A 15,557-nucleotide genomic window follows, 5' to 3' on the forward strand; every position below is an offset into this window, starting at 1 on the left:
CTAAATCGTGTTCGTCGAAAACTATATGGTTAAGATTGCCGAATGAGCGGGCCGAACGCGCTATCGGGCAGTGTCGAACCGAAGCAACGCATAAGCGTCCGTCCGACGGGTGCTTTCGCTGCCCGGGCAACGAAAGCGCCTCAACAAATCGAGCAGTTGCAGCCCGGAATGGTTGCCCGATGTCAATTCGAGCGCCGCATGGCGGCCGTCAAATGCGAAATCCGCGACGTTGCGGTTCGCCGACGACGTCGACGTCACGCGCGCCCGGTCGATCAAGCGAAGCAATGCCCACGGCCCTTCGGCCACGAGGGTCGACGTGTCCGGACGAATGCGCGGGTTGGCAGTGATGCCGGCCACCGCTCCGCCGCGCGGCCCGGGCCACGTGACGGGAATCGTCGTGACCGGACCGTGCGCATAGCGCGTGCTCTGTCCGTCGATGTCGATCAGCAGATCCGAAATTTCCGGATCCATCGACACGACCTTGAACCCCATCTTCCATGACATCCGGGCCGCGCCGGGATCGCGAAAGAATGTCTGGCGAATCGCGGCCGCATGCTCGAACGACGCGAGGTCCGGCTCCCGCATCGGCGGCACGCCCGATGCAACCGGCTTGTAACGCCACGGTCGGGCATCGGTATCTACGCGATTTGCCAGCGTTTTCCGGAAAAAATCGTCGAATAGTCCACCCGCTGCGAACATACGGTTGAAGTCATCGATATCGACCTCCTGTATGCTGTCCGCGAACGGATACTTGCCTTCGATCACGCTGCGGCACTGTGCGCCGACGCTCGAATCGATCTGCGATGCCAGCAACGACCTGACGCCGCTCTCCACCTGTTCGCTCGATCGCGATGCAATGCTCCCGAGCACCGCGCGCAGCGGCGCCGGCAACGTCTCCGCCTCGAACTGCATTGCGGAGCGAAGACTTTCCGCCGGCGGCATGCTGCCGCTCGCCAGTGCATCGTTGATCATCGACAGACGCATATACTCCCTGCCGACGAGACCGACGACGCCGTCGAGACGCGGCAGGTCGCCGCCGTCGGACGATGCGCGCATCATCGTCGCCCTGCCGTCGAAAACGCGCCTTCCGGTCACGATGTCCCGCAATTCGGCAAAGCGATCGTCGACCAGCTCCCGCTCCATCTTCCGCTGCGAAGGACGGCCCGCGTCCATCGCCGCACCCATCGCACCGGCGGCACGCGCCGCTCGCGCGATGCCGCCCGTTCCGGCCTTGGCAGCCTGTGTCATCGCGGCATCGGCAAGCGACGGTTCGGCCGCACCGTCGTTCACCGCGAGCGACGTCTCGGACACGATCGTGCGCACGAGCCGAACGAGCGGCGAATCGGGCGCGGCGAGCATGCGAAGCGTCTGCATGTCGAGCGACGGCAGATCGTCATCCCCCGTCACCAGCCTGACATCGTCGACGAATCGCCGCCAATAATTGCCGTAGTCGGTTAGATACTGGCGTCGAATCTCGTCGCTCAGTTCGTCCTTGCCGGAACGCAGCGCGTTGCCGTTCGCCAGCGATACCGACCGCGCCAGCAGCCCGTCCGCCTGCCCCATGACCCACGCGTCCTGCTTTCGCGTCCGGTCGAGAAACTCGGGCAGCCGCTTGTCGAACACCTCGCGATAGCCTTCGTAGGTATAAAGCCCCGGAATCCCCCGTTCGAGTGTCGATCCTTCGGCCAGCGCGAGAACCAGCAAAGCCTGCGGGCCCGCCGCGCGGCTCATCGTGACGTTCTCCGGCGCCTGTCCGGCCATCGCGGCGATCGCGCGCTCATAAAGCCGCCCCGGCGCAGGAACGCGTCCGAGGAAATCACGGGCGCGCTTGACGAGCTGCAGGTCGAGCGATTTCGCGGGCATGACAGGCATGCCGTCCGCGAGCAACGCATCGAGATGGTGCGTCATGATGTCGAGCGACTTCGGCGAAGCGACGATCTTCCCGTTCTCCCAGTCGCTAGTCACCCAGACCTTGATCGCCTTCGGATCGTAGTGCGAACGATCGCCCAGCATCAGGTAGACCGACAGCGTACGGTAAGCGTCGTCCGCATTCCCGGCATCGATCTCGCTGGCCAGCACCGACTCGATCCGGCCGGCGATCTCCGGCAGCAGCATCCGATGCAGCAGGCTTCGATACGTCTTGTCTGCGACATCGCGCACGGCCCGGCCCGTATACATTCCGTAACGCCACGTGATTCCGAGCGCGTCCGGATTCAGGTCATCGAACTTCGGCAGATCGTGGGCTGCGGACAGCACGAGCGCCATCGCATCGAGCGGCATCTTGTTGCCGGAAGCGGCAACGCGCGACGCAAGCGCTTCGGCCTTCCGATCGACAGCGGCAAGATATTCCCGATTGTTCTCGAAGCTCCAGAAAAGCGAGCCGACCACCCACACCGCCACGACGACCACCGTCAGATGCCCGACCAGTCGCAACGCATGGAAACGCATCTCCCAGCGACGATTGGGACGAACGAGGTGCCCTTCGGTCACGATGACGTGCCGAAACAGATTGCGCACGAAATAGCCGCGATGCCCGACGGGTTCCGTGCGACCGGACGCAGGCCTGTCCGCCGCCGTGTCGTCGCCGCGCACCATTGCCAGGCCCCGGCGCAGCCGCTGCATCACCGTCGAAACGTCGGCCGTCACCTGCTCCTGGTTTTGCGCTGCGCTCGTGAAATAGACGCCACGCAACATGCCGTGCAGCCGCGTATCGTCGTACGTCGAATCCAGAAACACCTGCGAAATCAGCTCGTTCAGTTCCGCGCACACGCTGCGGAACTCGGACGGCAGCGCATAGAGTTTCTTGCGACGCTCGACCTCGTATGCCTCTTTCAGTCGCGCATCGATGCCATCCTCGATGCGCCGTTCCAGTTCGCCCAGTTCGACCGCACAATCCAGGCGAAGCTGATCGTCGCCGTGCCGCGGATCGTCGTCGCGATAGGGCAGCGTGAAGCCGAAAACCTGCTCGCGATCTTCCACCGTCAGCGCATCGAAGTACTCGCAGAACCCGGGCAGCAAGTCGAGCTTCGTTACCACCATATAGATCGGAACCCGGACGCCGAGATCGCCATACAGCTCGTCCAGCCGCGCGCGCATCGACGCGGCGAACGTCTCGCGCTCGGACACCGAGCGGGTCAGCAAGGTTTCGACCGAAACGGTCAGCAGCACCCCATTGATCGGCGCCCGCGATCTCCGTTTGTGCAGCTGCGCGAGAAAACCGCGCCACTCCACTGCGTTGACACGCGCCCGGTCATCCCCGGATCCATCGTCCTGCGCCGGCGCGTGCTGAACCGCGTAGCGCCCCGCGGTATCGATCAATACCGCCTTGTTCGTGAACCACCAGTCGCAGTTCGCCGTTCTTGCGCGCCGTTTCTTCGACGCGTGGGCCATCTGATCGGCCTCGGGGAATTCGAGGCCCGAATTCAGGATCAGCGTGGTCTTTCCGGCTTCCTCCGCCCCCAGCACCATGTACCAGGGCAGCTTGTAGAGATGGCGTTGCCTTTCCAGCAGACGGGCCAGACCTGATCTCCCGCCGCGAATGCGCTTGAGTTTCTCGAGCGCTTTCGTAATCTTCGATTCGACGACGCGGATTTCGTCATGCTGCCGGGGGCTCGTGTCCGATGCCTCTGCCTGCGGATTCAAGATCCGCTGCAGCAGCGCATCGTTGCCGCGCAGCGCCTTCCAGAAGCGATAAAGCCCATATATCGCGTAGCACGCAAGCAGAATCGAGATCAACACGATCCGGGACCACCGCTCCTCGAGCGGATGCACCTCTCCGAATCGAAGCGACGGGCCGAAGTACCACAGCGCGGTACAAGCGAGCGCGCCGACGATGAACCCGTACGACCAGCCGAACAGTCCGAATAACAGTGTCACAAGCAGCAGGGCGATCGATAGCGCGCGGGACAGGACCGACTCGAGCGGGTGAAGATCGCCGAACGCGACCAACGGACCGACAAACCAAATGGCCGCGGCGGTCACGATAGCCGCTACGATCATCAGCGCCCGGCGCGACAAAACGCTCTTCAGGAGGCGATTCAAGTATTGCATTCAGACTTTCTCTTTATTCCTCGACGAAGATTTCCACGCGTCGATTACGGGCACGGCCATCCGCGGTGGCGTTGTTCGCGACGGCCTGGGCGTCGCCCTTGCCGATCGACGTGACGCGATCGGCGGACACGCCATGCGACTTCAGGATGTCCGCGACGAGCGCCGCACGCCGTTCGGACAACACTCGGTTATTTGGGAATTCTCTGGTTTGGATCGGTTGATTGTCGGAATGCCCCGTGACGACGACCCGCCCCTTCACGCGCTCGATCTTCTGCGCAATCTTCCGCAGGATCGGCTCCAGCGCCGGGCGCGGCGCACTCTGCCCCGGCCGGAACATATCGTCCCCTCTGAACACGATCATGCTGCCGCGCTCGCCCTCGTCGACCGCCACCGCGCCGCTGGCGATTTCGTCCTTCAACAGCGACGACAGGCGCAGCCGCTCGTGAGCAATCGGTATACGCACCGGATCGATCTGCCCGATCGCGAGAATCCCGGCTTCGACCGCTTCACCGTGCGACAACAGCAGGTACTTGTACCAGGCGAACAACGCGAACACGATCAACGCCGCGGTGCCGGCAGTCGCCCAGACCGGCAGGCTTTTCAGGATCCGCATCTTCCCCGGCGCCTCGCCGCGCCAATGCGGCGACAGCTCGGCGTGCGTCGTGCCGCGCGCGTCGCCGACCAGCGACCGCAGCCGCTGCCGGATTTGCTCCAGATGGCGATGGCCGTCCGGAACGACGCTGTAACGGCCCTCGAATCCGAGACTGAGGATGTGGTACATCACCTCCAGCACGTCGATGTACTCGTCCGGATCCGCCGCCATCCGGCCGATCAGCAGAAAAAACTTCTCGCCGCCATCCGCTTCGCCTTCGAACGCAACCAGCAAACCGTGCTCCGCCCATATGCCTCTACCCCATTGCGTCCGGCTCGCAGCTTCGTCGAGCGCCGTGCACAATGCATAACGCACCGCGGCCAGGTGCGTCCACGGCAAGCTCGCCTTGTCGCAGACGCTGCCGAACACGGTGACTTCGCGAGCGATAAGTTGGCGCAGGCCGGTAACCGCCGCGAGCGAGTCCAGCGACGCCGGCATGTCGGCCAGCATGCGCAGCAGCGGTTGCGCGACTTCGAGCAATGGATTGCGGGCAGCACGCACGCGCTCGACACGGGCTTGAGAATCTTCCGGCGGATCGAACGCCGCCGGATCGATGCCCGGTTCCGGGTCGGGAATGCGCCCGGCGGAAAATGCCGAGGGCGGCACGTTGCCTAGCATGGCGGCGCCCGGCTCCGACAGGAAGTCGAAGTTGCCGTACGTTTCTGTACTCATTTTTGACGCACGCCCCACAGTTCAAGTTTGAGTTCAGGAAAGTGCCCGGCGACATGCATCGCCAAACCGCCGTGCCGCACGATCTGCTCCCATAGCGGACCCGTGCGCGACAGTTCAAAATAGACGAATCCCGAATGAAACGGAATCTGTCGCGGCGGCACCGGCAGCGGAGCCATCGGCAACCCCGGCAAGTGCGATCGAATCAGCTCCGTAATATAGTTAGGCTGACTTATCTTTGTTTGCGAGAGGAATTGTTTCTGCAACAGTTCGGACGGCATCTGAGCGCCGGCGGCGAGCACGAGGCTCGAATAGGTCGCCAACTCGCCCGACGAAACCGCCGCCGTACGGATACCGTGTGCCTGCTCCGTGAGCATGATCGGCTGGGCGCTGCGAATCAGCACCTGATTCAGCAGATGATGCACCTCGTCGACCAGCGGTTTGATGCTCCGGTAAAGCTGCGCGTGCTCGTATCCGGGCGCCGCAACGGGGCGCCGCGTCTGCGGACGGACGAACGTGGAGAGCTCGCCGGCGAACAGGGCTAGCTCGCGATACAAATCGACGGGCGCGATCTCGTCGACCCGGCACATATGCTCGAGCAGCGGCTCATAGCGATTGAGCACCTGTAGCATCAGATAGTCGCCGACTTCGGCCGTCGCACCCGCCCGAGGATCGGCGCCCGACAGGCGCGACGCCAGCGCGTCGGCACGCAGTTTCGCCAGGCCGTGCAGCTGCGTCGCCCAGTCGCGCAGCAGCGGATTCGCGCCGTAGCCGGTAACGGGCGGAATATGGTCGGCATCGTGCAGCGACACGGCCCCGCCGGAATGCAGCGCCTGCACGCGCGTCAGCGCGATGCCGATCCACGACTGCGTCAGCTCCTTCTCCGGAAGCAGGCGCAAACGCAAATTCGCGAGTTGCACCGGTTGCGGTCCCTGGCCGATTGCGTTGCTGTCGCGCAATTCCGTCTCGTACGCGACGTAACGTGCCTGCGACCCTTCGTCGTCCGTGAACGCGATTTCCTCGGTATGCGGTAACCGCAACGGAAGCGCGAGAAAAATCAGTTGCCCCTGATGCTCAGGCCCGACGGTCAGCGGCGGCGGCAGCGGCGTCATGCCGGGGACGTCGAACGGCGTGCCGTCCGGAAACACGCCCGAGCCGGACTTGAGCGCCAGTTTGCCGAATGCCAACGCTTCCCGATCGATGTCGTAGCGGCTGAAACCCCAGAAGAACGGGCTCAGGGGCGCGCTGCGCCGATGCGCGAGCGATTCGAAATACCGCTCTTGCTGCTGAAACAGTTGAGGGCGCAAGAAAAGCCCCTCACTCCAGACAACTTTGTTATACCCACTCATCTCGGTTAATCCGATTTCGAAATCGAAACAGCATTCCTGTCGAAGCGTACGATCAGTTTCTGCTTCCTGTCAGGGAGGACCGCTCTGTACCATGAGACGTCGGGCGCGGCCGGCAGCCGATAAACCGCGCGCCAGACGGATTTTCCGAGATCGCGATAGCCGGCCAGCACGCCGATCGCCGTCGTGGCCGAATTCGATTTGCGGATCAGATCCCGCTCGTCGCCCGGGCGCAGGATGAATTCATCGACGACCAGCGCATCGTCCGCGATGGCCTTCCGCGCGTCGCTTTGCAGCGTGAAATAATCGGCCGTTTCGAAGGCCGTCGCCGACTTCAGCTCATAGACGCGTATCAGGATCGGCGCGGCTTCTCCCCACTCGTTCGGATTAACGTGATCGCTTGCGGTCATCCTCAGTTGAAGATTCGTCCGCTCCTTGACAACCGGGGTTGGCGTGGTGCTGCACGCGGCCAGTCCCATCGCGGTGATCAAAACGACCAGGCAACCCGGAATACGCATTCCTGTCGCGAGACAGGGCAAGACATTCTGAACCATGTGAGATCGTCGGAGAAATCGTGCGCGTCGATCAGGAGGCCATGCATCCCGATCGACGCTTTTGATTCAACTCGCCTTAAGTTTGGCGCGTTGGGTACTGCCTAGGGAAAACGTGCGAATCAGGCATTCGCCTTGATATCAAACGACCGCGCAATCGCCCCCTTGTCCCCACCGCTCTCGCCTTGCGGCTTGTACTCGTATTCAAACTTCGAAAACGACAGCGTCACTTCTTCTTCCAGGCGATCGTCGACGTTACTCTTGCCGAGCATCTTCACCGACGTAATCAGCACATCCTCCATTTTCAGAGTCACGTATTCCTGAGGATTCTGACCCGCTCGACGCGTGCAGAGCGTTGCGCTCTTGACATGCTTGCCTCGCACACAATAGTCAACCAAATTCGGCGTTGCACGGTCGACGAAGTGCCGGAACGTAACATCCTCGATCTTCGAGCGACCGGCGCCGCCACCCGAGCCGGCATGCATGTTGGACTGCTGAGTCACATTCCACGACCAGTTCGCAACCTCGATCTCGTCCTGATGATGCTTGTCTTGCGATTCGCCTTCGATGCCATCGAATTTGAGAAATACATCTGCCGCCATGAAATACTCCTTAATACAAATCTAGTTGCAAAATGACTCATTGGAATCAGGCATATTTAATGAGCGCCTGTCCATCGCTCAATCGCTGGGCGATCTATATCGACTCAAGTCACATCCTTGACGAGCGGCAGCTTCGCAACGAGGCGAAGCGACACCGTCAACCCCTCGAGTTGGAAATGCGGACGCAGGAAGAACTTTGCCTGGTAATAGCCGGGGTTCCCTTCGACATCCTCGAGCACGACTTGAGCATCGGCTAGCGGCCGACGCGCCTTGGTTTCCTGAGACGAATTCGCCGGATCGCCGTCGACATAGCTCATCACCCATTTGTTGAGCCACTGCTGCATCTCGTCGCGTCCTTTGAAGGAGCCGACCTTGTCTCGCACGATGCATTTGAGGTAATGCGCAAACCGCGAACAGGCAAACAGATACGGCAGGCGAGCCGACAGATTCGCGTTCGCGGTCGCGTCGGGATCCGGGTATTCCGCCGGCTTCTGCAAAGACTGAGCGCCGATGAAGGCCGCGTAGTCGGTATTCTTGCGATGGACCAACGGGATGAAACCGTTCTTCGCCAGTTCCGCCTCACGGCGATCAGAAATAGCAATCTCCGTCGGGCACTTGATGTCGACGCCGCCATCGTCGGTCGGGAAGGTATGGCACGGCAGGTTCTCCACGACACCGCCACTTTCCACGCCGCGAATCAGCGTGCACCAGCCATACTGCTTAAACGAGCGATTGATATTGACGGCGAGTGCGTAGGCCGCGTTCGACCACACGTATTTGCGATGATCCGATCCGTCCGTCGCCTCCTCGAAACCGAATTCATCGATTGGATTCGTTTTCATTCCATACGGCAGCCGCGACAGGAAACGCGGCATCGCCAGACCGATATAGCGTGCATCCTCGGAATTGCGCAGTGCATTCCACGGTGCATACTCGAGGTTTTGCGTAAAGATCTTCGTCAGATCGCGTGGATTCGCCAGCTCCTGCCACGAATCCATCTGCAGAACCGACGGCGCGGCGCCGGTGATGAACGGCGCATGCGATGCCGCCGCAACCTTCGCGATCGATGCGAGCAGATCGACGTCCGACGACGTGTGATCGAAGTGGTAGTCGGCCACGAGGCAACCGTACGGCTCCCCGCCCAGTTGACCGTACTCTTCCTCGTAGATCTGCTTGAAAAGCGGACTTTGATCCCACGTCATACCCTTGAAGCGCTTCATGGTGCGACGCATCTCTTCTTTCGATACGTCGATGAATCGAATCTTGAGCTTGTCGTCCGTTTCGGTGTTCGAGACGAGATAGTGCAGGCCGCGCCATGCACTTTCGAGTTGCTGGAATTCCTCGTGATGCAGGATCAGGTTGATCTGCTCGGACAACTTCCGGTCGATCTCGCCGATAATCGATTCGATGCTTTTGTACGCGTCGTCCGAGATCGTCACGGACATCGACAGCGCCTGCTGCGCGAGCGTCTGAACCGCGCTTTCGACGACCTCGCGCGCACGCTCGGTCTTCGGCTTGAATTCACGCGACAGCAACGCGTTGAATTCGGACTGGCTCGCCATGCCCGGCATCGCTTCGACGCCGGCCCGTGATTGAACTTCGATCATTACTTCTCCCTCTCTGGGCGTGGTTTTATCGACAGGCGAGCGGCATTCAATCGTGGCTCGACGAAGCGTCGGCAGATTCCGGTTGCGGTTTCGGCGCTTTTGCCAGCGCGTCGAGCAATGCCGGATCCTTCAAAAGCTGACTGACCAACCCCTCCGCACCGGCCTTGCCGTCCATATACGTTTGCAGGTTGGCGAGCTGCGTCCGCGCCTCGAGCAACTGAGCCAGCGCGTCGACCTTCCGAGCCACGGCGGCCGGCGAAAAATCCTCCATGCCCTCAAACGTCATATCGACCATCAATTGCCCCTCGTTCGTCAACGTGTTGGGCACCGTGAAAGCGACGCGCGGCTTCATCGCCTTCATCCGGTCATCGAAATTGTCGACGTCGATATCCAGGAACCTGCGATCGCCGACGGGCGGAAGCGGCTCGAGCGGCTTCCCCGACAGATCGGCCAGCACGCCCATGACGAACGGCAGCTCGACCTTCTTTCCCGACCCGTAAATTTCCACGTCGTATTCGATCTGGACACGGGGAGCGCGGTTACGCGCGATGAATTTTTGAGAACTATTGGAAACGGACATGAGTGCTCCGCGACATTAATCGCTCAAGGAGTATGGAAATGGCAACAAAACACGTTGAAGTTGCATATTTTTCAATACTGGATGGTAGATAGGACGCCCCCTTCCGAACATGGGCGCCGGCCCAATTTCCAGATACATTCGATTGATTTTCTAAATAACACGCCGATATCGTCTGCATACCTGCATAAATAAGAATGATGATTCTTGGGAGCAATCGTACGATTCCATCGAACATGGAATTGCCGCTCGCACCTCTCGCTTCGAGCAGCCCGACGAGACTACCGCCAGTCAGATCGATATCGACGCCGCCGCGCAATGCGTCGTTTCGGAAAATTCAGGGCGTTTCGATCACATAGGTCACGAACGTGTTCACCGTTCCGGCCGTGGTTTTCCCCGTCGCGTAGTAGCTCGCGATGAAGTTGATCGGCGTCGGATTCGTCGATGTAATCGGAACGATCTGCATCGTGCTGCGATCGCCGACCTTGATCGGCGAACCGTCCGAATTGGCGAGCCTCACCTGCACGTTGGTTGCCGACGTCTCGCCGGATACTGGTTGCGGATTCAGATGGCCGCTAACCGGATCGGTCGACGTACCACGTTCGAAGTAGACCCGCGCATTCGCCATCTCGCTTTCGCATTGCACGATGATGGTAAAGACCGTGTCGCCCGCCGTCGCTCCCGATGCGGACAGCGATTGCGTCGAAACGGTCGGCAACGTGACCGTCATGTCCGGCGCACCCACGACCCGACATGTAGACGTGAGATAGTTCCCGGTGAAATTGAGCATCACCGAAGGAGACGACTGCGCGCCTGCGGCAAGCGGCACGAGCATCGTGCCCGCAATCAGGCCACGCATCGCACCGGCGATCCGGCGGCCATTCCCCCTGTTCTTCATTCCCCCACCTCCACTGCCGAGACCACTTTTCGGTTTATCTCCGAGACCGCTTGCTTGACCATCATCTGCCCGTCAGTTCGATATGCCGACGACATCCGTCGCCGATGTGTGACTCACGGGATGCTCCACCGATGGCGGCACCGTCGACGCCGAATCGCAGCCGAGCTTGATACGAGCAATAGCGGCAACGCTCCCGCTGTTGTCCGCGTCGTCGCCGTCGGGCAACGCATAGATCAGCGCACACTGTTCGTCCGGGCGATCGCCCCAACGCGCCAGCAACTTGCCCTGCTTTTCGAGGCCGCGCAAATAGGCGACGCCTCCCTGACCGACGACACCGACGGGTTTTCCGTCTTCGTCGAACAGTTCGGTGCCCATCGGCAGCGCATTGCCCTCCCGATCTTCGATTTCGGCAAACACGGGCGTGCCCTGCACGGTCGCGATCTTCACCCTCACCAGCGAATCGGCCCGTGGCACGACTTCCTCGCTCGTGTTTCCGAGTTCCACGTCCAGCGGCACGTCGCTCGGATCGAGCGCAATCGTATTGACGCGATAGGGCGTCAGCGACGGCAGCACCGCGTAACCGTTCCGATCGATCCGTGCCCCCTGACCGTTGACGATCCGCCCGCCCTTCGCGCCCTTCGCCTCGACGAGCGCGAAAGCCTGGCCGAGCGGCGGGCTCAGCGTCACGCCGCCGTCGTGCATGACAATCGCGCCATCGGCGTTGAATGCCGCTTGACGTGTCCGGTTGCCGATCGACGCATTCCCGTTGTAGGTACCGAACGGCGCCCGATAAACCAGATAGCTGCCCGCGGAAATCGTCCGGTTGTCGGCAGACACGATGCGCGAAGCGTTGATGCCGTAGTTGAGCGGCGTGGTGCCGACCGTATTGCCCGACGCCGAAACCTGAATCGCGCTGTCGCCGCCCGAGCTATGAGACAGGTTGCTCGTCAGATAGTCGAATGCATGACGCGCGTTCGAAGCAGCCGTGCCCAGCGGAATGGTGAAGTTCGCGCCGATCTGCGTATTGGCCTGCCCGTTCTGCATGCGCGCGCGCTCCGCATACAGCGAGTACGAGATGCGGCCGAACGAACTGTTGAAACCGACTTGATACTGGAGGTCATAACCCTTTCCTCCCCCCCAATAGTTCTGCGAACTGCCCGATACGTAGAACGAACTCGCCTTTCCGACCGGCTGGCTGACATTCAGCTGCAACCGGCTTCGCGTCCGATAGTCGTACCAGCCGTCGATTCCGGCCGCGCCATGGCGTGCATAGATCGCATCGCGCAAACTGTAGAATCGCTCGGTCGAATAGCGATACGCGGCGACGGAGACATTCGTTTTCATGCCGGGAACGAGCTTGCTATAGCTGATTCGCATGCTGTAACCGGGACGCCCGCCCGACTGACTCGGCAATTGCGTGCCGGCCGTCGTCATGTCGAGTGCCAAGGCGCCCAGCGGCGTGTTGAAAGCGACACCGACCAGGCCAGCCCAATATCCGTCGGAGAATTGACCGCCGGTATAGCCCGTCAACAAGTTCGTGAAACCGCGCTGATAAACGACCTGGGCAACCCACGGATGGATATTGGTCACCGTATCGCGATAAGCGCCGACGGTCACGTTGAAACGCGACACGCTCGGTCGCAGCAGTTGCGGCACCGATGCGAACGGCACGAGAAAGGTTCGCTTGCGGCCGTCCGCTTCCATCACCGTCACTTCGAGATCGCCCCCATAGCCCGTCGCAGGCAAATCGCTCAGCTCGAACGGGCCGGGCGGCACGCTGATCTCGGTCACGACGACGCTGTTCTGCCGAACCGTGACCAGCGCATTGGTTTCGGCCACGCCGCGCACGACGGGCGCGTACGCCCGCATCGAATCCGGCAACATGCGATCGTCGCTGGAAAGCCGGACGCCGCGAACATTGAACGAATCGAACACGTCGCCGCTCGTGGCGCTATCGCCGATCGTCAGCTGACTTTTGAGCGCCGTCACGTCATGCTGCGCGTAGAGCGCGACACTTTGCCAGCGCGTGCCGGCCGACCGGTTGTACCAAGTCGCTGTCGATCGCTGCCTGAGCCGCCAGCCTTTGACGTTGATACCGGATTGCAGGCCCCAAAAGACGCTGCCCAGATCTGCGCCGCCATTATTCTGATGGCTCGTATAGCTTGCGAGGCTGTATTGCAGGAGGCCCGCGTCGATTCCGTTGTCCCAGCGCGCGGGATCGACATAACCGACGACCTCCCTGCGCAACTCGAGTTGGGGGATCGACAGATCGAGCTTCAGATCCGCGGAATTGAACGTCGCGATCGAATCCGGCACGGACACGGAAAGCGGAACGCACCGCGGCGGGAGCGACGCGGCATCGCGATCGTCGTCGTCGTCGCCGTCACTTTCGCCGCCGCCGTCGCTCGCGGCATGGAGCCGCCGCCCCACGCGTCCGGCATTGACGCCCAGCCGGTCGAGGTCCGATAGCGTGAAGCACGGGGCTGCGATGTCCGAATCCGGCACGGCCTGAAACAGTACGTCGAACCGTCCACGCCCTTTTCCGTTCACGAATACTTCGAGCGGATAAAGCCCGGGCGCAACAGGATTGCCGTGCGTATAGCGCGAAAGATCGGCGACGTCGCCCGTAAAAAACGCGGGATTGAATATCATCGCCTTCGGAGCTTCACCGCCACCCGGCGCCGGCCCGCTCCCGCTTGCAGCCTCCGCTCGTGTTCCGGAATCCATCCGCTCGCCGATCGGCACCGGCCCGGAGCGGTCGGATACCTCGGTCGCGCCGACAGGAAATGCCCAGCAACCTAATGCCACGACCACCGCCCGTGCGACCGGACTCCCTCGAAACGGTGCAGCACCTCGCGCCCCCCCAACCTCCGCGTCACTACCTCGTATACCGCACATTCCGCCGCCATACCTCTTAGTTATCCTGTACTTCTACGTTTCGTGCACGATCGATCTGTGCCGAATCCCGGATTTCCGAACCGAAATCGTTCAGGACCGTATAAGAGACGCTTGCCGCCGATCCGACGTCGAGCTTCCCCGCCTGCGGCACGAAATCGACGTAACCGAACGGCGGCGCCATATCGGGCTTCAATGCGACAACGCCATTCCCCGCATCCAGTTCGATCTTGCCGAAGGACACGTAATAGGGCGATGGATTGTCCAGCCGCAAAACCTGCTCGCCGCGCTCGTTCGACGCGATATGCCACCGGAACCGATCGCGCCCCGCCACCGGATCGTCCTGCAACGCACTAGGTCGATAGAACATCTTGATCCGCGTGCGAAACGCAAACTGAATCATGTTTCGGCCGTCCGCGGCCTGCGGCTTGGGAGGAATTTCGAGTACGTTCAACCAGTAAATCGACTCGCGATCCTTCGGCATGTCGCCGCCCGTAAACATGATGCGCATCGCCTGCCCGCGGTGCGGTTCGACGCGAAATACCGACGGCAACAGCGCGAACGGCACCTTGATCTTGTTCGGTGCCGCGGCGACATCGCCGTCGTCCAACCACGCCTGAACCAGGGCCGGTTGACTATCGGTGTTGTTGACGCGGACATTGACTTCGCGATCTTGAGCGGGATAAATCACGCGCGTACCGGTAATCGTGACTGCAGCAGGCACCGATGACGCAGCCATGCCGCAAACGACGGCAACCGTGGCGAAAATATGAAACTTCATTGAATGCACGCGAATCCATTTCGTGATGAGCCACCGGGCCCAAATTCGGGCCGCGCCTTCGCAACGAAGACTCGGCCCGATCGACTCTCGTCGCTAAGCTTACGGATACGCCAGCGTATAGTTGACGACAGCCATCACGTCGCCTGCCGTGGTCTGGTTGGTCGCATAGTACTGACCGCCATAACTCAACTTCGCGGCGCCGCCGCTGATGGCGACGGGCGCACCGGAACTACCGAGCAGAATCGGCGTCGTACCGTCGCGATCCAGCAATTGCACCTGCACGTTGTTCGCAGCCGTCGCCGGCGGCGCTTGGTTCGTGGCATTGCGCGTATCGGGATCCATGTGGGCAGTCTCGAAATGAGCCGACACGGAAGTCAGATCCGTCGGGCACTGCGTAACGGAAATATCGAACATCGTCGAACCGGCGGTCTGAGCTGCCGCGGTAAGAGACTGCGTAGAGATCGTGGGCAACGTAACGGTCTTGTTAACGTCACCGGCATTGATCTGACAGGTTTCCTGAATAAGCTTTCCGTTAAAAGTAACCGTACCCGTACCCGCTGCAAAAACCGCCGGTGCAGCGGAGATACCCGCCACCGCGATCATCAGTCCCATGACTTGCACTTTCATCAATTGAATTCCTCTTTTTACATTTCTCAAGTACACCACCCTCGCCGAGCCAATAGCATCCGGGCATCGCAAGGGCTGATGCATGGTGCCATCGCGCCCCGCCACCGTTAATGGGCGAGCACCCAAAGTTGCCCAAAGCGCCCGTCCCCTACGGGAATGTTTTCCTCAATCGCTCGTCGAGCGGCCCGCTCGCGGGTCGACTCCGGGCATCGGATGGCAATGCTCGACAAAGAACGTCGCGACTCACGACGCGAGCCCGGACTCGCCCCCCCTTCTTCCGATCACAACCCATCGTCATCCAG

At 61.3% G+C, this 15,557-nt stretch carries 11 protein-coding genes; all 11 read right to left on the reverse strand.

Going from position 1 to position 15,557, the window contains the following annotated elements; genetic code table 11:
* Positions 1-60: 60 nt before the first annotated feature.
* The 11 genes from tssM to ACM6JT_RS22750 all read right to left on the reverse strand — a co-directional run bounded on the left by tssM (position 61) and on the right by ACM6JT_RS22750 (position 15,255).
* A complete protein-coding gene (tssM, locus tag ACM6JT_RS22700) occupies positions 61-4,050 on the reverse strand; it encodes a type VI secretion system membrane subunit TssM (protein ID WP_175769852.1) in 3,990 nt (1,329 codons plus the stop codon).
* A gap of 13 nt (positions 4,051-4,063) precedes the next feature.
* Entirely contained in the window at positions 4,064-5,374 is a 1,311-nt protein-coding gene (gene tssL, locus ACM6JT_RS22705; protein ID WP_175769853.1) for a type VI secretion system protein TssL, long form, read from the reverse strand.
* Positions 5,371-6,720: a type VI secretion system baseplate subunit TssK gene (gene tssK, locus ACM6JT_RS22710; protein WP_414857348.1), complete on the reverse strand. Its 1,350-nt coding sequence runs from the start codon at positions 6,718-6,720 to the stop codon at positions 5,371-5,373. The genes tssL and tssK overlap by 4 nt, the downstream gene beginning before the upstream one ends.
* Positions 6,721-6,725: 5 nt before the next feature.
* On the reverse strand, positions 6,726-7,271 hold the full coding sequence (tssJ, locus tag ACM6JT_RS22715) for a type VI secretion system lipoprotein TssJ (RefSeq protein ID WP_175769855.1): 546 nt from the start codon (positions 7,269-7,271) through the stop codon (positions 6,726-6,728).
* 119 nt (positions 7,272-7,390) lie between these two features.
* A complete protein-coding gene (locus tag ACM6JT_RS22720) occupies positions 7,391-7,870 on the reverse strand; it encodes an Hcp family type VI secretion system effector (protein ID WP_175769856.1) in 480 nt (159 codons plus the stop codon).
* 104 nt (positions 7,871-7,974) lie between these two features.
* On the reverse strand, positions 7,975-9,477 hold the full coding sequence (tssC, locus tag ACM6JT_RS22725; RefSeq protein WP_175769857.1) for a type VI secretion system contractile sheath large subunit: 1,503 nt from the start codon (positions 9,475-9,477) through the stop codon (positions 7,975-7,977).
* A gap of 46 nt (positions 9,478-9,523) precedes the next feature.
* Entirely contained in the window at positions 9,524-10,057 is a 534-nt protein-coding gene (gene tssB / locus ACM6JT_RS22730) for a type VI secretion system contractile sheath small subunit (RefSeq protein ID WP_175769858.1), read from the reverse strand.
* 334 nt (positions 10,058-10,391) lie between these two features.
* Positions 10,392-10,952 carry a fimbrial protein gene (locus ACM6JT_RS22735; protein ID WP_244110371.1) on the reverse strand — a complete coding sequence of 187 codons (561 nt, stop codon included), beginning with the start codon at positions 10,950-10,952 and terminating at the stop codon, positions 10,392-10,394.
* 72 nt (positions 10,953-11,024) lie between these two features.
* Positions 11,025-13,679 carry a fimbria/pilus outer membrane usher protein gene (locus tag ACM6JT_RS22740; RefSeq protein ID WP_414857492.1) on the reverse strand — a complete coding sequence of 885 codons (2,655 nt, stop codon included), beginning with the start codon at positions 13,677-13,679 and terminating at the stop codon, positions 11,025-11,027.
* A 187-nt stretch (positions 13,680-13,866) separates the two neighbouring features.
* Positions 13,867-14,628 (reverse strand): molecular chaperone, encoded by a 762-nt coding sequence (locus ACM6JT_RS22745; protein ID WP_175769860.1) that lies wholly within the window; start codon positions 14,626-14,628, stop codon positions 13,867-13,869.
* A 99-nt stretch (positions 14,629-14,727) separates the two neighbouring features.
* Positions 14,728-15,255, reverse strand: coding sequence for a fimbrial protein (locus tag ACM6JT_RS22750; protein ID WP_414857349.1), 528 nt, complete (start codon positions 15,253-15,255; stop codon positions 14,728-14,730).
* Between the last annotated feature and the right edge of the window lie 302 nt (positions 15,256-15,557).

Source organism: Burkholderia sp. IT-111MI5, assembly GCF_949752865.1.
Taxonomy (GTDB): domain Bacteria; phylum Pseudomonadota; class Gammaproteobacteria; order Burkholderiales; family Burkholderiaceae; genus Burkholderia; species Burkholderia pyrrocinia_C.